Origin of the sequence: Corynebacterium silvaticum (genome assembly GCF_002162115.2) — a bacterium.
GTDB classification, from domain to species: Bacteria; Actinomycetota; Actinomycetes; order Mycobacteriales; family Mycobacteriaceae; genus Corynebacterium; species Corynebacterium silvaticum.
The window spans coordinates 2388763-2408320 of record NZ_CP021417.2 but is presented as its reverse complement, the minus strand read 5'-3'; the positions used below and the strand labels follow the sequence as shown (position 1 = coordinate 2408320).

Genomic DNA, 19558 nt, shown 5'->3' with positions numbered 1-19558 from the left:
ATGGGAACCATGGGTCGAATTATTCTGATGCGCCATGCGCGCACTTTTTCTAACGCTGCTCGTATCTTTGATACGCGGCCACCTGGGGCGGAACTGACTGTTCTGGGCCGGCTCCAAGCCACAGAAGCAGGCGCGGATTTGGCTCATATCACCCAGAACCTTGGTGGGGTGGTGTCTTCTGTCGCAATCCGCACTCAGCAGACGGCTGTTGCCGTGGTCAAGGCGTATGAAAAAACCTTGGGGCTTCCGGCGGATACCTATCCCATCGACGTGGACCCTCACCTGCGGGAAGTCTTTTCCGGGGAGTTAGAAGGAAGCTCGGCACCTGAGGCCCATGAGGCATATATCCGCGCTCTCGACGCCTGGATGAGCGGGGACTTGCACGCCGCAATGCCGGGAGGCGAAACCGCGCATGAGGTGATTGCTCGGATGCGGGCGCCCTTGGAAAGCCTTGCGACGCTATGCCGGGAGACCGGAAAAGACTATCTCGCGGTGAGTCACGGGGCTGCGATCCGCATTGCCACTCGATATTCTTCCGACGTGCCTGAAAGCGTGGCTCGGAATACTTACGTGGGGAATGCCTCTCTTATGGTCATTGAACCTCAAGGGGAATTCGGCCACTGGCATTGCGAGATGTGGGGTAGCAGGCCTCTGAATCTGCCGTGACACAAGGATGAACCTGCATTTCCATAGACGTTAGCTCCTCAAAGCCCTCACAACCGTGTCTATGTCTATGGAAATGCAGGCTGGGCTAGGTTAGTCCAGGTTAGGCATAGCCCAATCGGTGCAGATCTTCTTCTTCGAGCCCAAAGTAGTGGCCGATCTCGTGCATAACGGTGATACGAACCTGTTCTACGAGTTCTTCCTCGGAAGAACAGTACTTTTTGAGGGCTTCTCTATAAATAGTGATGGTGTCGGGGAGAAACCCGGCGTGATCAAAGCTGCGCTCGGTGAGCGCAACGCCATGGTAGAGGCCCAGGATATAAGGGGAGTCCTCGGCATAATCCTCGATGAGGATGGCAAGGTTGGTGATGTGCTCAGTGATGGACTCGGGGATAGCGGATAACGCCTGGTCTACGAGTTCTTCAAAGTGCTCATCGCTGATCTGAATCATTAGCGTGCTGGTTCTGGGTGCGGGCCGATGAGCGCTTCGGGGTTCACAATAGGGGCGCGCACCGGGCGAGAAGCCGGGGGCTGACCGTTGATGGTGAATCCGGTCTTGGCGCTGCCGGCGAGCGTGGCGAATTTACGATCCTGCCCAAAGACCAGCGCGCAGTTAACGCTGCGAGAGCCACCTGCCCACGAGTTTTCGGGGAGGGTAGTCCAGAAGGGCTGCAGCGTGGAGAAGTAGAGGGGGTCGTCGCCTCCCAAATAGTCCTGGGCTGCTTGCGTGCACACCTGCTGGAGATGTTTGTCTTGCTGCTCAAGGGAGGGGGTTCCCTCGGGGAAGACCGGCTGCAAATCTACGATGGCGGTGATTTCTAGCTGGTGCTCGGCACCGCAATCGACGACACGGGTGGCGCTGGCGGCGTCGACAAGCACGCATTCGCCGGGACGGAAGATGCGGGACTGATCTTGTTCAGCGGCGCGTCCGGACGTGGGGATGAGGGTGCCTTGGTCATCGGTTGCCTGTACACCACAGAGCAAGGTGCGATCCCCCTTCGACCAGGCATCTTGCGGCGGCAAAATCGAGGCAACCGAATACTTGCCCATCTGGTCGAAGGTGCCTTTCATGTACTGAATCGTGGGGTTAAGACATAACTCCTCACGCAGTTGGGCTTGGCGGGTGAGGTCGGGCATCGGAGCCTCGCTGCCAAACTCGGATGCGGGATAAGCCCGCAGATCTTCGCGGGAAGAGACCTCGAATCGGTGCTCACCTGCGCAGTCGGCTTGCTCAAAATTGGTAATTTTTCCCTCGTTGTCCTTCCACGTGAGACATGACCCCGAGTCAGCGGTGGTAAAGGACGCTGCAGACGTTTTGCTGTCTGAGGAAGGGCGTGACTGAGACTGCTTGGACGAACCCTCGCTCTGGGAAGAAAAAGAGTACGCGCCGACTCCCGCTGTGGAGATTAAAGCTCCGACAAGCAGGATACGAACTGCTGTAGCACTGCGCCAAGATTGAGTCATAGTGACCTCAGTCTACTTACTTACTTTGAAATAAAGGTCCGCAACGCAAATCTATCTGTGCGATAAAGAGAGGAACACCACTCGATGGGGTGGTTGCCCGCGCTGGCGTGACGCTCAACTTTGAGGAGGGGTTCTCCCACTTCAACGTCGAGAATCCGGGCGGTTTCTGCCGTCGCAGCGACTGCTGTGGTGATTTGTTCCGCGCCAGTGATGGAAATGTTGTAGGAATTTTCCAGAATCTGATAAACGGACTTATACACGTCGTTTTCTAGGAGATCTGGGGCAAAGGTCGAGTTGTACCACGCGTCGTTGAGGCAGAAAGGCTTGCCATTTCCTAGGCGGAGGCGCACGAGATGAGTATGCGGTGTGGCGGCGTCCGTGCGGAAGAATTCTTGGACCACGGAATTGGGGGCCGACCATGCGGACGCCAAAATCTTGCTGGAGGGCTCGATACGACGCGCAGACATCTCGTCCGTAAAGGAAGCGAGTTGGAGGCGGGTGACCATCGGAGATTGCGCCACAAAGGTGCCCTTGCCGCGGCTGCGGCGGAGTTGACCGGTGGCTACGAGGTCGCCGATGGCGCGTCTTACAGTAATTCGGCTTACTCCATAGGCCTCTTCTAAAACGCGCTCACCAGGCAACATGTCGCCAGGCTTGAGCTCTGTACGGCAGAGTTCTTCCAGTATTTCCCTGAGCTGTTGGTGCTTTGGCGTGCTGGTTCCGTCAGTTAGGGTTCTGGCGGGCAACCCCAATCGAGTGTCGACCATAGGTATCAGTGTAGCCGTGCTGGTCATAACCAGCCATGATTTTGGTCATGTTGTGACCTACTAGTTAGTGGAAGGCGGTAAGGTCGGATGTGTGATTGATCTGAAATTCCTCCGCGAGAACCCCGATATTGTCCGCGAATCCCAGCGTATTCGTGGCGAAGACCCTGAGTTGGTAGATAAACTCCTGGTCGCCGATGAAGAACGACGTGCTGCAATCCAGGTTGCAGACGAGCTCCGCTCCGAGCACAAGGCCTTTGGCAAGAAGATTGGCCAGGCCGCTCGGGAAGAGCGTGCAGCCCTGCTTGAAGGCTCGAATGAGTTGAAGACAAAGGTCAAAGAAGCGGAGGATGCTCAGTCTGCCGCAGAGGCAAAGGTAGACGAGCTTCAAATGCTCTTTAGCAATGTTGTTACCGATGCCCCTGCTGGTGGCGAAGATGACTTCATTGTTTTGGAGCACGTTGGTGAGCCGCGCACCTTTGACTTTGAGCCCAAGGATCACCTGGAACTTGGCGAGTCTCTGGGACTGATCGACACCAAGCGCGGCACAAAAGTAGGCGGCGCACGTTTCTACTATCTCACCGGCGACGGCGCATTCTTGCAGTTGGGAATGCTCAATCTTGCTGCACAGAAGGCACGCGACAATGGCTTCCAGCTGATGATCCCACCAGTGCTGGTGCGTCCAGAGATCATGCAGGGAACCGGCTTCTTGGGCGCTCACTCTGATGAGATTTATTACCTTGAGCGCGATGACCTTTACCTAGTGGGAACCTCCGAGGTGGCCTTGGCTGGCTACCACAAGGACGAAATCATTGACCTCAACAAAGGGCCGATTAAGTACGCTGGTTGGTCTTCCTGCTTCCGTCGTGAAGCCGGCTCTTATGGCAAAGATACCCGCGGTATCCTGCGCGTTCACCAGTTTGACAAGCTTGAGATGTTTGTTTTCTGTAAGCCAGAAGACGCCGTCGAGCAGCACCAAGCGCTCCTGAAGATGGAACGCGACATGCTTGCAGCCGTGGAGGTTCCGTACCGCGTTATCGACGTTGCCGGCGGCGACCTAGGGTCCTCTGCAGCTCGTAAATTTGATACTGAGGCATGGATCCCCACCCAGAACACCTACCGTGAGCTGACCTCTACCTCTAACTGCACCACCTTCCAGGCACGTCGTCTCCAGACCCGTTACCGCGATGAGTCCGGAAAAGCCCAAACCTGTGCCACCCTCAACGGAACCCTTGCCACCACGCGCTGGTTGGTTGCGATCCTTGAGAACAACCAGCAAGCAGATGGCTCAGTCATCGTTCCTGAAGCTCTGCGCCCATTCGTGGGTAAGGACGTCTTGGAGCCAATCAAGTAAGAGGTATTTGGGTAACCATGAACAGTGGATGGGAAAAGCGGGGCATTTGCTGGGTGCCAAAGGGCTTGCATAAAGTCCCGAGGCATCCAGAAAGTCGAGAGTGGTTTTACGGCCGAATCGTGGCACGGCTGGTAAAAGGTCTTCTCCGCGCTCAAGCTATCGAACTTACGGTAGAGGGCTCGGAAAATGTCCCTGCGCAGGGATCGGCGCTGCTGGCGATCAATCACACAGGCTATTACGACTTTATTTTCAGCGGCGCTGCGGCCAACCTTCGTGGTGGGCGACTGACCCGATTCATGGCTAAGAAGGAAATCTTCGATGTGCCTGTAGTGGGCAAACTTGTGCGGATTATGAAGCACATCCCTGTCAACCGGGCTGCCGGCGCAGGTGCTCTCGATGAGGCAATTAAGCATCTCCAGCAAGGGCAACTTGTGGGTATCTTCCCGGAGGCCACAATTTCCCGGAGTCTTGAGATCAAAGAGCTCAAGAGCGGTGCCGTGCGCATCGCTCAGCAAGCGAATGCCCCCCTCATTCCCGTCGCGGTCTGGGGTAGTCAACGAGTATGGACTAAAGGTCTGAAGCGTGATATCGGACGCAGCCACATTCCCGTGTGGATTCGGATCGGCGCACCCGTGTCACTCGACGGCACCGTGGAAGAAGCCACGCAACGCCTCCGCGAAGCGATGATCGAGCTACTCGACGGAGTACGCGCGGAGTACGAAAAGGCCTACGGCCCGTTTGCCGGTGGTGAGCCGTGGCGCCCTGCATCCATGGGCGGCTCTGCGCCCACCGTGGAAGAAGCTGAACGCATTGATGCAGAACAGCGGCGTATTCGCGCAGAGAAAAAGGCTAAGAAACAGAAATAAGAGTTTTTAGCGTTTGACGCCCAGGGTAGTAGCTTATCCACGCTACCGCCCTGGGCGTCATCTTTATGTTGCTGCCCCCGTGGCTGTCTCCGCCCTAGACAATTGTCACGTCAGGGCGGGACAATGATGGGTGACGTATTCACATTCCCTTGGAACCGGAGGACCGCATTGTGACGTGGGAACCCAAGCTCATTGTGAGCGACGTAGACGGAACGTTCCTCGATTCTCGGGAGCGGGTGTTACCGGAGCTGCGCGAGGTTGTTGAGCGCGCCGGGGCTCAGGGAGTCTTTTTTGCTTTGGCCACTGGCCGTCCTCCGCGGTGGATTTACCATGTGTTGGATCAGTTGAGTATTCGCTCTATCTGCGTGTGCGCCAATGGTGCTGTTCTTTATGATTCGGAAAGCGACCGCGTCCTGCGTGCACACAGGCTCAGCCCCGAGGTTCTGCGCACTGTGGTCAGCGCAGTGAGGGAAAATCTTGATTGTGGAATTGCCGTTGAGCGTTCGGGGGCTTCTGCCTTTGACCACCCTGCGGAGCTTTTTGCTGTGACGCCGGGCTATGTTCATGCGTGGGAAAGCGACGAACACGGCATGGAGACAGAGAATGAACTCTTGTCGCGCCCAGCTATGAAGCTTCTTTTGCGTAACGACGCCCTCTCTGCCAACGAGATGTACGCACTGGCTGCGCCGGCTATCCCCGAAGATCTAGCTCACGTTACCTTCTCCATTGACCACGGGCTTTTAGAAGTTTCCGCTCCGGGCGTGAACAAAGCAGCGGGGCTGCAAGACCTGGGTGAGTTGCTGGGTGTGGATCCTTCCGATGCAATAGCCTTTGGCGATATGCCTAACGACATAGAAATGTTGCAGTGGGCAGGGCGCGGCGTGGCTATGGGCAACGCTCATGAGGCGCTTAAGCAGGTCGCAGATGAGATAACCACGAGCAACAATGATGCCGGTGTGGCGAGGGTCCTTCATCGTTGGTTCTAGAAGAAAACGACGGGAACAAGCCGTGAGTAGCTTGTCCTCGTCGTTAAGCATTTTCTTTAAGACGCACCTGGAGCACTAGTTTGTGTGAATATCTATTGCTCCAGTAGCTGGGTTGAACGTGATGTAACCGTGCTGGAAATCTACGCGGTATTCCTCGCCGGACTGGTACTGCGTTCCGGTGGGCAGCCCCAGTGGGCCTGCGTCGAAGCCCTGTTGTGCCCAGGCGTCACCGATTGCGCCCCACAGCGCGTTTGTGCCGGTAGACGGGGTGGAGACAATGATGCCGTTGTCAAAGAGAGCGTATTCGACCTCTTCACCGGTCTTGGACGCATAGGTGGCTACGCCGGAGCGGGGATTGCCTAGTACCGGGCCAAAGACGGTTTTAATGTCATTCCATGCGCGCGTGATCTGGGAGTTGCTGAGCAGATCAACCACGCGAGTGATAATCGGTGGGATCTGTGAAAGCTTCAGGCCGTTAATCACCTGCACATTGCCCACGGTGCCCAGGTTGCCAGGGATAAGCCCCTGGGTAGAAGCAATGGTTGCAGCGAGGAGCAGCAAGGATCCGCCCGCAGCCACTGCAGAATTAAGATCTTTGGGCATCGACGATCCAGCCATCTTGTTTATCAACTCGGCGATATTTGCTACTTGAGCATTCGGCTGAGCGGGTGCCGGGTGATACGGTGCCGGGGTATCACCGCGCGGTGGGGTGTTCTGTATTCCGCCAGACTGAGCGGTGCCTCTCTTGATGGAGTCGTACTTCTGCTTGGCGGTTGTTCGGATATTACCCATTTGCGCATAGGCGTGCTGGCCCGGGCATGCGGTGTTGCCGACGTCGCGGTGGGCAAAGATATTAGGCAGATTCACTGCTTGTCCCTTGGGGTAAGGGGTGTAGCTGGTTCCCTCAGAGTAATGGGTTTCAGAGCCAGTGGGATCGATGCCTGCGACAGCTGAGCGCCATCCGGCAAGCTCGCCGACAGATTTGATCATCGCCGGTGTGGTAGGAGCAGTGTCGTAGTTACCCAGCATGGAGATAGCCCAGGTGTTTTCGTTGAATCCACCAGCGTGAGCGCCCCATACGTTGCGGTTCAATCCGCCGTAGCGTCCCTCGTACAGGTTGCCGTACTTGTCCGCTAGCGATTGGTATCCCACGTCGCACCAGCCCAGAGTTTGTGCGTGGTACTGGTAGATGCCTCGGACAATTCCGGGGGCCTGTGCCTCGGAGTAGTTGTTGGAGCCTGCGGTGTGGTGAATCGTGATGCCCTTGACGCCGTCAAAGTAGCTTGGCTGCTGGCATCGGATGGACTCATTAGCGCCCCAACCCTTGCGGGAGATAACCCGGGGCATGCCATCGGAATCGGCGGTCATCTGTATGCCATTTTCCGGTAGCTGAGATTCGCCGCCCTCAATAAAGACGACATCGAATTCTGAGACATCATTGGTAGCGGTGATATTGGTTGCCTCTGCTACAGGCTTGATGTCACCAAAGTTGGAAGGCAAAGGAGCCATGCCATGTACTGCCGGGTTTTCCACGGGGCCTGCTGGCTGGGCATCTGCTGCTGGTTGCTCAGCTGCCGGCTGGGGTGCTGCCTCAGCATTGGGTGGTGTTGCCGGAGCGCCGCCGGTGATATCCACGCCGGACATAGACACTTGGATTGTGTTGGTTGGCTCGATGTAGATCAGGTCGGTGCCACGTTTTTCTGTATCGCCTGCGCCGTAATCGAGAGGCTCGGTGTCGTACCACTCGGACCAGGTTCCGTCGGCACGCTGAGCGCGGACGAAAGCTGCGATGTCCTTTTCGCCGTTCCACGTGATCGCGAACTGCGAGAATGGCTGGTCGCGGTGGAACTGCTTGACGGTGCGAGCACCTGTCTCGCCTTGGGCGGAAATGGCTGCGTCGTTAACGGTGACGCTCTGGCCAGAGGCGAGGCTGTCTGTGCTCACGCTGGTTTCGATGGGGTCGATACCGGTGTTATCGGTATGCAAGATCTGGTTGGCGCCAATGCCAACGGCTGCGGAGGCCAAAAGTGCCACTGCGGAGACGATGGCAGTGACTGGCCGAGTCGGTGTGGGGACTAGGCGACGTCGTTGCTGCACGATAGTGAACTCCCTAATGAGGTGCGTCTGGGAATATTGCGAACTGTTGAGAAAATGCAAAATCCCTGTTCACTCTAGTGCATTTATGTGAAAGTTGGAACACTTGTGATAGGTGTGGCGGAATTTTTATAGGGAATTGTGCACATAGGGGAGTCGTATGCGCTGCCGCGATCGCATAAAAGGCTGGGAAAAATCCGGATGATGTGCGCCGTATTCCGAAGCTTTATTGTGGAAAACTTCACGGGAACTCAAAAAATAGCTCTCAACTAAAGCGATAAAACAGCAGCTAGATGTGGGTAAAAATGGTTTTTCTTGCGTGTGTGGACCGTATCGTGAACCCCAGCACATTGCCCGCGCTGGGCCTGCCAGATAGGGCACGGTAATCAAGTCCATACCTCATAAAAAGGAATTCCCTCGGGTGCGGATAAGACCTCACGTACCCCCAAAGAAAAAGAAGGCAGCACGCACCATAATGATGTCACGCAAGAACTCGTTAGCTCGCGCTGTAGGAAGTGCCCTCTGCGGCATTGCTATCGCTGCAGCAGCACTAGTTGGCTGCAGCTCTAGCGACGGCGGAACAGCATCGAACAACACAAAAAATGCGGACGCGTCACAGAACTTTCCCGTCACCGTGAAATCAGGAGTTTCCGGCGAAGGCGAGAGCGTCACCCTGGAACAAGAACCCACAAGGATCGTGAGCTTATCGCCGAGTGCCACTGAAGTTCTCTATGCGATCGGCGCAGGAGAACGCGTGGTGGCGGTAGACAAACACTCCAATTACCCGGCGGGAACCCCCATCGTCGATGGGCTATCAGGATTTAAGCCCAACCTTGAGGCAGTGGTATCCCACGACCCAGATCTTGTCGTGGTTTCGCGGGAAGACGACACCTTTGTAGCTGGGTTAAATGCGGCAAAGATCCCCGTGTTGGTGTTGCCTGCCGCAAAGAAACTCGACGATGTGTACTCGCAAATTGAAAGGCTAGGAGTAGCGACTGGCCATATCGCAGACGCTACCTTGCGGGTTTCGGAGATGCAGTCCGATATTGAGGCAGCGGTGAAGACCGTGCCAGAGTCCATTACAGGTGCTCATCTCTCCTACTATCACGAAATCAGTAGCAAGTTATACGCGGCGGCCGATAGCTCGTTTATCGGTCAGGTCTATGCGCTTTTTGGTATGAAGTCCATAGCGTCGGGCACAAAGGACTACCCGCAGCTCACAAACGAGGCCGTTATCGACGCCAACCCGGACGTCATTTTCCAAGCCAACCAAGGCTCGGAAAAGATCACCCCGCAGGATCTGGCTGCTCGCCCTGGTTGGAGCACAATCAAGGCCATAAAGAACGGTGCGATAGTGCAGCTCGACCAGGATCTGGCCGCTCGTTGGGGTACTCGGTTGCCGTTGCTGGTTAAACAGGTTGCGGAACAACTCGTGGCGCTTCCTCATGAGGCGATTGCCCATGGCTCTGCAGCGCCAGTGGCCCACTAATCTGCGTCCTAGTCCATGCGAGAACGAAACCCTTTAACGGTATTTCCAGTGGTCATGGTGTTGAGCATGATCGTGCTGGGATGCGTGGTTATCGCCGCGGCTCTTGTGGGTGCGGTCGGCATCGGCCCTGGCGACGTTCTCCGCGAGCTTCTCGGCGGACACGTGTTGAGCGAACGTCATCATGCGATATTGTTCAACGTTCGGTTGCCCAGGATCGTGCTGGCCGTGATCGTGGGGGCCATGCTTTCTGCGGCGGGTGCCGCATATCAGGCAGTGTTTCATAATCCCCTCGCAGATCCCTATCTGTTGGGAGTAAGTGCTGGTGCAGGGCTTGGTGTCACTCTGGCGGTGGTCTTTGGGGCCACCATAGGATTTAGCCTTGGCGGCGCGGGAATCATCAGCGCGGCTTTTGTGGGCGGCGTAGCTGCGGTTGCTGTGACATGCGTCTGCGCCGGCGTGATGGGCGGTCAGGCAACGTCGAGTGACGCTACGACCGTGGTTCTCGCAGGTGTGGCAGTGGCGGCGTGTGCGTCTGCGGCGCAGACCTTTGTGCAGCAGCGCAACATAGACACCATTCAACGTATCTACGCGTGGATGCTGGGAAGCCTTAATACGGCCGGCTGGTCAACGGTGGGATTGGTGATATTGCCCGTGGCGTTGTGCGTCGTGTTGCTGTGCCTAAGTGTTCGTCTGCTTGACGTGATGACTTTGGGTGATGAGGAAGCCGCAGCATTGGGCGTGCACCCGCAACGCGCACGGCTCATGCTGGTGGGAGTGGCCACGCTGGGAACCTCGGTGGTCGTTGCGGTATCCGGCCTCATCGGGTTTGTGGGGATTATCGTTCCGCATGCGGTTCGACTGGTGGTGGGGCCAGCTCACCGGCGACTTATCCCGCTTACTGTGATCTGGGGAGGTATTTTTCTTCTCGCTGCGGATACCGCGGGGCGAACCGCGATGGCCCCGGCGGAACTGCCAGTGGGTGTGGTCACGGCTTTCGTGGGTGCGCCTTTCTTCCTTTTTGTACTCCACCGCCACCGTCGCGGAAGGATGTAGCATGCTTGACGTACGCAACCTCAGTTTTTCTTATGCCAGGACGCAGCAGATGGCCTTGGAACACGTGAGCGTGTTGTGTCCAACGGGACGATGGTTGTCTCTTGTCGGGCCTAACGGGTGTGGAAAATCGACGTTGCTGAGCGTGATTGCGGGGGTGCGTCGACAAGCATCGGGCGATGTGTACATGGATGGTGTGTCTGTGCGGGGGCGGAACCGGAAAGAATGGGCGCGCACGGTGGCTCTTATGCCGCAGCACCCTACGCTTCCTGAAGGGATGGGTGTGATCGACTACATCAAGCTTGGTCGTTATCCTCATCGCACCAGCAACAATGAGCTGATAGAGCACACTATCCGCGACCTTGATCTGGAGCCTTTTGTTGGCGCGTCTGTGACTCAGCTATCGGGAGGGGAGCTGCAGCGGGTGGCCTTAGCGCGCGCTTTGGTGCAAGAGCCTGCTGTCTTGCTTCTCGACGAGCCCACGTCAGCCCTGGACATCGGGCACGCCCAAGAAGTGCTTGAGCTTGTCGACGCGCTCCGCGTCACCCGACAACTTACCGTCGTTGCGGCCATGCACGATCTGACATTGGCAGCGGAGTACAGCGACGAGGTGGCGTTGCTGGATCAAGGGCGAATAGTCGCACACGGAACCCCGGCGGAAGTGCTGACCGAGGAAACTATAGAAAATATCTATGAGGCCACTGTAGATGTGACTTTTATCGGCGATGCGCCGGCAGTGATCCCACGGCGGAAGTGTGTTCTCTCTGAAGAATCGCCCTAAGCTGCGGCTTTATATTCGGAGTTAGCTGTTATGAGATTCATGTGCGATTAAAGATGCATCCCGGATGTTCATAATGTGCAAAACTCCGATAGGCTTTTGCATCATGAAGGAATTTGATCTCATTGTCGTAGGCTCAGGTCTCTTTGGCCTCACCATTGCAGAGCGCGCCGCTAGCCAGCTCAACAAAAAGGTGCTCATTGTTGAACGCCGTAGTCACATGGGCGGAAACGCCTATTCTGAAGCAGAACCTGAGACTGGCATCGAGATCCACAAATACGGTGCACACCTCTTCCACACTTCTAACAAGCGCGTGTGGGAGTACGTAAATCAATTCACGGATTTCACCGGCTACCAGCACCGCGTGTTTGCCATGCACAAGGGCACTGCTTACCAATTCCCCATGGGCTTGGGTCTGATCAACCAGTTCTTTGGCAAGTATTACTCGCCAGATGAAGCTCGCGCGTTGATTGCTGAGCAGGCTTCTGAGATTGATTCCGATAAAGCAACCAACCTGGAAGAGAAGGCGATCTCCCTCATCGGTCGCCCGCTCTATGAGGCGTTTATCCGCGATTACACGGCTAAACAGTGGCAGACGGATCCCAAGGAACTTCCCGCTGGAAACATCACTCGCTTGCCCGTCCGCTACACCTTTGACAACCGCTACTTCAACGACGATTACGAGGGACTGCCCGTTGACGGTTACGCCGCATGGCTAGAGCGGATGGCTGACAGCGAGAACATCGAAATCCTTCTGGACACAGATTGGTTTGAAGTACGCGATGAGATTCGTGCTGCAAGCCCTGACGCGCCCGTCGTCTACACAGGACCACTGGATCGCTACTTTGATTTCGCAGAAGGCGATCTGGGTTGGCGCACCCTCGACTTTGAGACCGAAGTGCTAGAAACTGGCGACTTCCAAGGTACACCGGTGATGAACTACAACGATGCTGAGTTCCCTTACACCCGCATCCACGAGTTCCGTCACTTCCACCCAGAGCGCGCCAAGCAGTACCCTTCAGACAAGACTGTGATTATGAAGGAATTCTCTCGCTTTGCAGAGGAAGGCGACGAGCCTTATTACCCGATCAACACCCCCGAGGACCGGGCAAAGCTTGAGGCATACCGCAAACTAGCTGCGGCGGAAGCGCGGGATAACAAGGTTCTCTTTGGTGGACGCCTGGGAACCTATCAGTACCTGGATATGCACATGGCTATCGGTGCTGCGCTGAGCATGTTTGATAACAAACTCGTTCCTTACTTCAACGAGGGGCAGCCGATCGAGCAAGAGCGTGGACACTAAACGACCGTAAAAATCAGGGCCGTAAAGACGCAGTGAATTCTGCATCTTTACGGCCCTTTTTATGCTTTTCGACGTCCACAACACGCACGTGGCACAACCGTGGGGGGATTGCGCCACGAGGCGCTCCAATCTGGATGAGAAATTTTTCACATTCCTGCCGTACGCAGCCACCTACGGTGCAGTAGGAAATGATTGTAGGCCTGGGAAAATCTCACTAACTAGGCAAAAGGTTTGTGGATATTGTGGGATTTTTCCAGGATTAACACCCCCGTCGCTAGCTAATATGGATGGTAATCCTATGCTTTGCATTCCCTCATGTACTGGCGGGCGTCGAGTAGCTCAAGCATTGTCATGCGCTACCAACCTCGCATGAAAGGAACAGAAATGAACCTTGGATGGCTAGCTGCACCTCCTGCGGCACCTCGTCGTAGTGAGGAGGAGGTTGCGCGGCTCTACCCGCGCCTGCGCCTGCAGGTATTCATGGGTATCTTCATCGGATACGCAGGCTTTTATCTGATCCGCAACAACATCTCGCTTATCGCGCCGTTGCTGATCAGCGACACTGGTATTGACAAAGTAGGCATTGGTCTTATCGCCAATGCCGTTCTTTTTGCCTATGGTCTGTCCAAGTTCTTCTCTGCGATGATCTCGGATCAATCCAATGCCCGGTACTTTATGCCCTTGGGTCTTGCGCTGTCTGCTCTGGTCAACCTGGGCATTGCTTTTGTGCCGTGGCTCTCGGCTTCCGTTGCGGTGTTTGCCATCGCGATGTTTATCAATGGCTGGGTGCAGGGCATGGGGTGGCCACCGGCAGGTCGCGTGCTCGTTTATTGGTACTCCACCAACGAGCGCGGCTGGAAGACCTCGTTGTGGAATACGGCGCACAACGTTGGCGGTGCCGCATTGCCGTTCCTCGTTGGTATCGGTCTGGCGCACATGAGCAATTCTTGGCAGGTAGCGTTCTGGCTTCCGGCGCTGGTGGCACTGCTGGTTGCGGCTCTTGGCTTTGTCCTGATTCGGGATACGCCGCAGTCGCAGGGTCTGCCGCCTATCGAGGAATATCGCGATGATCCAGCGAAGGTGGAAGTTGATCTTCAGGACGGGCTGACCACCTTCCAGCGCATCCGCAAGCACGTGCTGACCAACCGCACCATCGTGATGCTCGCAGTCGCAAACGTCTTTGTGTATGCCTTGCGCTACGGCGTTCTCAGCTGGATCACTGTGTTTCTCCATGAGAAGCACCATGCGGAAATCGGTGCGGGGCTTACCGGCTTTGCCGCCTTTGAGCTTGCCGGCATCCTAGGAACAATCCTCTGTGGCTGGATGTCCGACAAGATTTTCAAGGGGTATCGCTCGGGCGTCGGCATGCTGTTTACCGTTCTCGTAGCCGTGTGCATATTCGTGTACTGGCAGCTTCCTGTGGGATCGCCGATGTGGATGCTGATTCTGCTGGTTGGCCTTATCGGCGGCTTGATCTACGGCCCGGTGATGCTGATCGGTTTGCAGGCCATTGACCTTTCCCCGCACAACGTCGCGGGCACCGCTGCAGGCTTCACCGGTTTGTTCGGCTACCTGCTGGGAGCCACCCTGGCATCAAGCGGTGTGGGCTTCCTTGTGCAGCACTACGGTTGGGATGTTACCTTCATAGTATTCGTCGCGTTCTCCGTTATTACCGTGATTCTCTTCGCCGTGGTTGGACGCGATGAGCGTGAGCTTATGCGCAGCCACAATGAAAAAGCACAGTCGCGTGCTTAACCACTAAAGCGGGTCCCACCGGGCCCGCTTTTTCACTACCCATTTGTCGCTATGTATTTGGAGGAACCGTAACAATGCGTTTGGCTGGAAAATACACAAAGTCCGCAAGTGCGCTCGTGCTTTCAGGGGCTCTAGTTCTCACAGCGTGTGGTACGTCGCAGGAATCTGGCAAAGGGGCGTCGAGTAGCTCTGCTGCGGTGACAAAGGAATCGGCCGTAGTAAACCCCGTGGTTAAGCACCTGGACATGCAAGCTCACCGAGGTGGGCGCGGGGAGCACACCGAGGAGTCGCTCACCGCTTTTGAACATGCGCTTTCGCTTGGCGTAAGCACTCTGGAATTTGACATCGTGATGTCCAAAGACGGGGTTCCCGTGGTGTGGCATGACCCGGATGTTCAGGAAGAAAAATGCCGCGACACTGAGCCCGCCGCCACCCCAAACGACCCGCAGTTCCCGTACGTGGGCAAGCTGCTCCATGACCTCACCTGGGAGCAGCTGAGTACTCTGCGCTGCGACAAAAAGTTGGATAAATTCCCCAACGCGGAACCCGCTAAAGATAACCAGATGATTCGTCTGGAAAGGGTCTTCCAACTCACCCAAGAGCGTGGCGCAGACGTGATGTACAACATCGAAACCAAAATCGAGGCGGACCACCCAGAGAAGTCTGCTAGCCCGCAAGAATTTGTCGACGCCATCCTCAACGCCTCAGATAAAGCCGGTGTGACAGACAAAGTAATGCTCCAAAGCTTTGACTGGCGCTCGCTTCCGCTAGCAAAGAAGCATAACCCCAAGATCCGCACCGTAGCGCTTTACGACGAAACCACCTGGCTCGAAGGTTCCCCCTGGCTCGGAGACATCGACTACAAGTCCGTCAATGGCGACGCACTCGAAGCGGTAAAGAAACTCGGCGCAGACATCGTAAGCCCCGGCTACACAGTTCCATACGGCAAGACTGTCGCAGACGCAGATTATAAGCCCGTAACCACGCCTGAGTATGTGAAAAAGGCTCATGACCTGGGACTCAAAGTGGTCCCGTGGACAGTTAATGATAAAGCTACGATGAAATCCCAGATTGAAGCTGGCATCGACGGCATCATCACCGACTACCCAACAATCCTGCGTGAGCTTGCTGAAGAAATGAAACTCGATCTTCCGCCAAAGTATCCGGCGAAATAGGTGAGAGGTTAGGGACTGAAAACTATTCTGTAGCTTTTATAAAATAAGGCGCGCTCTAAGTCGGAGCGCGCCTTATTTTATGTGTTGGGTGAGTGGTTATTGTCGTTTTTGAGAACGCTAGAAATCGCGACCTGGGGGTTTATCAAGGGAATGCTCGCTAGCGTTCTCAAAAACGACAAAGTCGGGCGGATATAGGTAAAAGTTTTGTATGCGTTTCTTGGGCTTATAGAGAAGGATTGGGCGCAGGGAACGTGGGCTGTCATTCGGGGATGCAAACCCATCATATCTAGAGAATGTGCTACTTTATCGTTAAGTAAATTTTCTTTCCGATAGAGAGAGTAAATTTTTTAGGAAATGGAGTAGGGCTTTGAGTATCCCTCAATTTTTAAATATGGGGAGTAGGGGGTCCTTAAGGTTATATAAAGCCTTTTGGATTATTATTGTTATTTCTTTGGTGGCTGCCATGTGTGTGGTTACTCAACCGGCGGTAGCGCAGGATAATTGTGCTGGTGGCAGTTACTCCAATTTGCATTGGAAAGACAGAAGTCCTGGTGTGGAGGATGGAGTTTATAGTGGACGTTCCGATCAAGCGCAGGTGGAATTTGATTGGCAAGTGTCTGATGGGGCAAAAAAGGGCGACAAATTTTATGTACAGTTGCCTGAAGAACTAATTACTGTTAATACAGGAATGCTGCAGCTAAAAGATAGCGATGGTGTTGTAGTTGCAGAAGCGAATATTTCGAGTAACTCCAAAAAAGTAGAGTTTACTTTAACGGATTTTGCTGATAATAAATTCGGGGTTAAAGGTAAAGCTTACTTTACTGTGCAGTGGGATAGATATAGTAAAAGCAATCTTCCAGAAAACGGCTTTGGCGCAATCGAAAATCCTGGAAAACTTCAATTTGGTGGTTGTGGGGCAGGATCTTTAGATGGAGTTTATAGCCCGGATGGCCCTGCTGGGATCACCCATGAGAGTGGAAAAAATGGTCAATACTTTGGGTCTAAGGATGTAGACGGGAAAACATATTATCTATTTGGATGGACGGTATTTGTCGGTAGCGATACTGGTACTTCTGCATTTTCTGTAACCGATGCTCCACCAGAGGGGCATAAATTCGCGTGTGATTCTAAATATATAGATGGGAATTGGTCTCCAATTATTTTGGATGCCACTACCGAAAACGGCAATACGCCAACAAATGCTATTCAAATTGGCACAGGAGTACAACATACAGGTAAGCACAACCTTATTCTTAGTAAGCGTGCTCAAGAAGAACAATGGACCCGGTATATGCTCTAGGATCGCATGGTTTTGAGATTGATTGCCAGGAAAATTCTTTGAAAGTTTTCTTCCCCTACGGCGTCGATCCACGAACTGGTCCACGTATTTCTTTGACCACTTATACGGAAGCTAAACCGGCACCAGGTAGTCGAATTACTAACAAAGCTTCGGTAAAAGAAAAAGAAGTTGAAGGAAGCGTTGTTATTCCAGCTGCTGGTGGTTGGGCAGAAGGTAAAGTTGGCGGCTTTGCATTCCAGAAACAGGTTCTCGGACTTGAGGATGGGATAGAAAAAAGTTTTGAGTTTGAGTGGTCCTGTCATCATAAAAATGCTTCTGAAGTAGAAACAACAAAAGGAAGTACGAACCTTAAACCTGGTGAGTCTCACCACGTCTCAGACCAAGACAAAGGCACTATCTGTGAGCTGAAGGAAAAGAATGCTGATGTCGAAGGGTACAAACGAATAACTAAGTGGATTGTGAATGGCAAGTCTCAAGAAGGTGAATCCGTAGAAGTTGAGGCAAGTGCAAACAATGAGCAGGCCGCCATTGTTGAGGTTACGAACACTTACACGAAAGATGAGCCAAAAGACGGCTCCTTCAATCTTGTCAAGAAAGTTGAAGGCCTTGACAGAGATGCGAAAGTAAACACCTACCTTTTTGAGTACAAGTGCGTACTCGGTGAAAAAGAAATAAAATCCGAAAAATCTATTGAGATCACAGGTGCCGGAACCTACAAAGTGGACGGTATTCCAGCCGGTGCGACCTGCTCGGTCACTGAGAATAAAGAATCTGCTCAGGTAGCTGATTACACCGTTGAGATTAATGACAAGAACACTGTCACCATCGAAGCAGACAAGACTGTCGACCTAGAAGTCACTAATAAGTACACGACTTCTTTGGGTAAGTTCAAAGTTACCAAGAAGGTTGATGGTCTTCCGAAAAAACACAAGGATGTCGCTTACGACTTCACCTACACCTGCGTCAAGGATTCGGATGTTAAGACCGGAAAATTCACCATCACAGGCGCAGGTGAAGAGACCATCGATAAGATTCCCGCTGGCTACTCTTGCTCAGTAACTGAGGATAAAGAGAAAGCAGCCGTCAAGGGATATTCTTTGGTAACTAATGTTTCTGGTCCAGTAACTATTATCGCTGTTCAGGAACAAGAGATATGTGAATAACGTGTACTCCTTAAACAAGGGTTCTTTCACCATTACTAAAGAACTTCAAGATCCCGATAATGTTGCGACTGACAAGAAGTTTTCCTTCGGCTATTCCTGCGAACATAAAGAACTTGGCTTCCATCAGGAAGGCTTCTTAGGCCCAATCGGCGCTGGTGAGAAAGCAACAGTCAAGGATATTCCCGAAGGTTCTATCTGCACCATTAAAGAGCAAGACGCTCAGGTAGGCGGCTCTGACCTCAAGGTTTCCGGCCTGGATGAGTCCATTATCGTGGGTAACGGTGAGAAGAACGTCAAGGTGACCAATGCCTACTCCGCATGGCGCGCAAAGATTACCCTTTCCAAGGAGATCACTGGTTCAACTTCCAAGGCCTTGATGGAGAAGCCTTTTAAGGTGAACTATGTCTGCGAACTAGGTAGCTGGAAGAAAGACGGCACAGTGACCGTCACTGCCAAGACACCAACTGTGATCGAGGATCTACGTTCTGGCGCTGAGTGCGTGTTCACCGAGAACACCGAAGGCCTTGATGCGGGTGGTGCTCGCTTTAACTTGGCAGGTTCCACGACAAACGTCACCGTTAAGGTCGGAGACAAGGGAACGAACACTTCTGCCAAACTGGTCAATGATTATAAGGAACTGGGTAAAGTCTCTTTGACCAAGGTGCTCGGTGGATTGTCTGTGGATGCGTGGGGCTCTAGCGGGCAGAATCCGCGGGAGTTTGACGTGGAGGTGACGTACAAGGACACAAGCGGAGTTAACAAGACACAGACACTGAAGATTTCCGAGGGCAAGAACACCGAGTTGCCTGCGCTGCCAGTCGGTACCGAGATCAAGGTTCGAGAGGTTATGCCTCGTAACTCTGCTTTGACCACGTGGTCTACCCCCGGTTATTCCTCTGCGGATGGGTCTGCTGTTGTCCGGGACAATGGCGATGGATCTGCGACGATCATCGTTCCGTCTGATTCCTTTGACAAGCCAGCCTTGGTTAAGGTGCGCAACACCGCCAATATTCCGTGGTGGTGGTCGCTGCTGATCCTGGTGCCGTTTGTCGCGCCGCACTTGGTGCCATCGGATAGCGGAAGTTCTAGTTCTTCCACACCGACAAATGCACCTCAGAGGCCTGCGGCACCGACTACTCAGAAGCCGGCACCGGTTAAGGAAAAGCCTAAGAAGACTCTTGCTGTTACTGGTGCAAGTGTGTACATGGTGCTGATCCTTGGCGCGATTCTTTCGCTCGCTGGTTTGGCGTTCTTTGTGATGCGTCACCGTAGAGATTAAGGAACATTCTGAGTTTATAAAGTAAGGGTGAGGGCGAGAGCGTCCGCACCCTTGCTTTTCTTGGTGGTGCCGTAG

17 protein-coding genes are annotated in these 19558 nt (G+C 54.1%); 13 read left to right on the top strand and 4 right to left on the bottom strand.

The annotated features are described in order from the left end of the window. Entirely contained in the window at window positions 1-666 is a 666-nt protein-coding gene (locus CBE74_RS23790; RefSeq protein WP_087454705.1) for a histidine phosphatase family protein, read from the top strand. A 100-nt stretch (window positions 667-766) separates the two neighbouring features. Here CBE74_RS23790 and CBE74_RS23785 read toward each other — a convergent pair whose 3' ends face one another. From CBE74_RS23785 to CBE74_RS23775, 3 genes are read right to left on the bottom strand one after another with little or no spacing between them, the layout of a single operon-like run. Next, on the bottom strand, window positions 767-1114 hold the full coding sequence (locus tag CBE74_RS23785) for a metallopeptidase family protein (RefSeq protein ID WP_013912553.1): 348 nt from the start codon (window positions 1112-1114) through the stop codon (window positions 767-769). Further along, entirely contained in the window at window positions 1114-2127 is a 1014-nt protein-coding gene (locus tag CBE74_RS23780; RefSeq protein WP_087454704.1) for a septum formation family protein, read from the bottom strand. Before CBE74_RS23780 ends, CBE74_RS23785 begins: the two co-directional genes overlap by 1 nt. Before the next feature lie 20 nt (window positions 2128-2147). Next, complete coding sequence (locus CBE74_RS23775; protein ID WP_087454703.1) at window positions 2148-2921, bottom strand: GntR family transcriptional regulator; 774 nt, start codon at window positions 2919-2921, stop codon at window positions 2148-2150. 64 nt (window positions 2922-2985) lie between these two features. Here CBE74_RS23775 and serS point away from each other — a divergent pair, with 64 nt between their 5' ends. The 3 genes from serS to CBE74_RS23760 all read left to right on the top strand — a co-directional run bounded on the left by serS (window position 2986) and on the right by CBE74_RS23760 (window position 6097). Beyond that, window positions 2986-4245 carry a serine--tRNA ligase gene (gene serS / locus CBE74_RS23770; protein ID WP_087454702.1) on the top strand — a complete coding sequence of 420 codons (1260 nt, stop codon included), beginning with the start codon at window positions 2986-2988 and terminating at the stop codon, window positions 4243-4245. A 17-nt stretch (window positions 4246-4262) separates the two neighbouring features. Then, a complete protein-coding gene (locus tag CBE74_RS23765) occupies window positions 4263-5111 on the top strand; it encodes a lysophospholipid acyltransferase family protein (protein ID WP_087454701.1) in 849 nt (282 codons plus the stop codon). A 149-nt stretch (window positions 5112-5260) separates the two neighbouring features. Beyond that, window positions 5261-6097: a Cof-type HAD-IIB family hydrolase gene (locus CBE74_RS23760; RefSeq protein WP_087454700.1), complete on the top strand. Its 837-nt coding sequence runs from the start codon at window positions 5261-5263 to the stop codon at window positions 6095-6097. Between the two features lie 75 nt (window positions 6098-6172). Here the strand turns inward: CBE74_RS23760 and CBE74_RS23755 are convergent, their stop codons facing one another. Further along, entirely contained in the window at window positions 6173-8194 is a 2022-nt protein-coding gene (locus CBE74_RS23755) for an N-acetylmuramoyl-L-alanine amidase (protein ID WP_087454699.1), read from the bottom strand. A gap of 472 nt (window positions 8195-8666) precedes the next feature. On the opposite strand from CBE74_RS23755, the gene CBE74_RS23750 reads away from it, so the two are divergent. From CBE74_RS23750 to CBE74_RS23710, 9 genes are all read left to right on the top strand, one after another. Next, window positions 8667-9680: an ABC transporter substrate-binding protein gene (locus CBE74_RS23750; protein ID WP_087454698.1), complete on the top strand. Its 1014-nt coding sequence runs from the start codon at window positions 8667-8669 to the stop codon at window positions 9678-9680. Window positions 9681-9695: 15 nt separating this feature from the next. Next, window positions 9696-10733: a FecCD family ABC transporter permease gene (locus CBE74_RS23745; RefSeq protein ID WP_087454697.1), complete on the top strand. Its 1038-nt coding sequence runs from the start codon at window positions 9696-9698 to the stop codon at window positions 10731-10733. A gap of 1 nt (window position 10734) precedes the next feature. Beyond that, the gene (locus CBE74_RS23740; protein ID WP_087454696.1) at window positions 10735-11511 is read left to right on the top strand and encodes an ABC transporter ATP-binding protein; all 777 of its coding nucleotides are present in this window, start codon (window positions 10735-10737) and stop codon (window positions 11509-11511) included. A gap of 103 nt (window positions 11512-11614) precedes the next feature. Beyond that, on the top strand, window positions 11615-12811 hold the full coding sequence (gene glf / locus CBE74_RS23735) for a UDP-galactopyranose mutase (protein ID WP_087454695.1): 1197 nt from the start codon (window positions 11615-11617) through the stop codon (window positions 12809-12811). A gap of 384 nt (window positions 12812-13195) precedes the next feature. Further along, entirely contained in the window at window positions 13196-14566 is a 1371-nt protein-coding gene (locus CBE74_RS23730) for an MFS transporter (RefSeq protein WP_087454694.1), read from the top strand. Window positions 14567-14640: 74 nt separating this feature from the next. Next, the gene (locus tag CBE74_RS23725) at window positions 14641-15741 is read left to right on the top strand and encodes a glycerophosphodiester phosphodiesterase (protein ID WP_134316264.1); all 1101 of its coding nucleotides are present in this window, start codon (window positions 14641-14643) and stop codon (window positions 15739-15741) included. 367 nt (window positions 15742-16108) lie between these two features. Next, window positions 16109-17041: an Ig-like domain-containing protein gene (locus CBE74_RS23720; RefSeq protein WP_134873844.1), complete on the top strand. Its 933-nt coding sequence runs from the start codon at window positions 16109-16111 to the stop codon at window positions 17039-17041. After that, entirely contained in the window at window positions 17020-18204 is a 1185-nt protein-coding gene (locus tag CBE74_RS23715) for a DUF5979 domain-containing protein (RefSeq protein WP_087454692.1), read from the top strand. Before CBE74_RS23720 ends, CBE74_RS23715 begins: the two co-directional genes overlap by 22 nt. After that, window positions 18197-19483, top strand: a complete 1287-nt coding sequence (locus CBE74_RS23710; RefSeq protein ID WP_225870167.1) for a DUF5979 domain-containing protein — start codon at window positions 18197-18199, stop codon at window positions 19481-19483. The genes CBE74_RS23715 and CBE74_RS23710 overlap by 8 nt, the downstream gene beginning before the upstream one ends. Window positions 19484-19558: the final 75 nt, after the last annotated feature.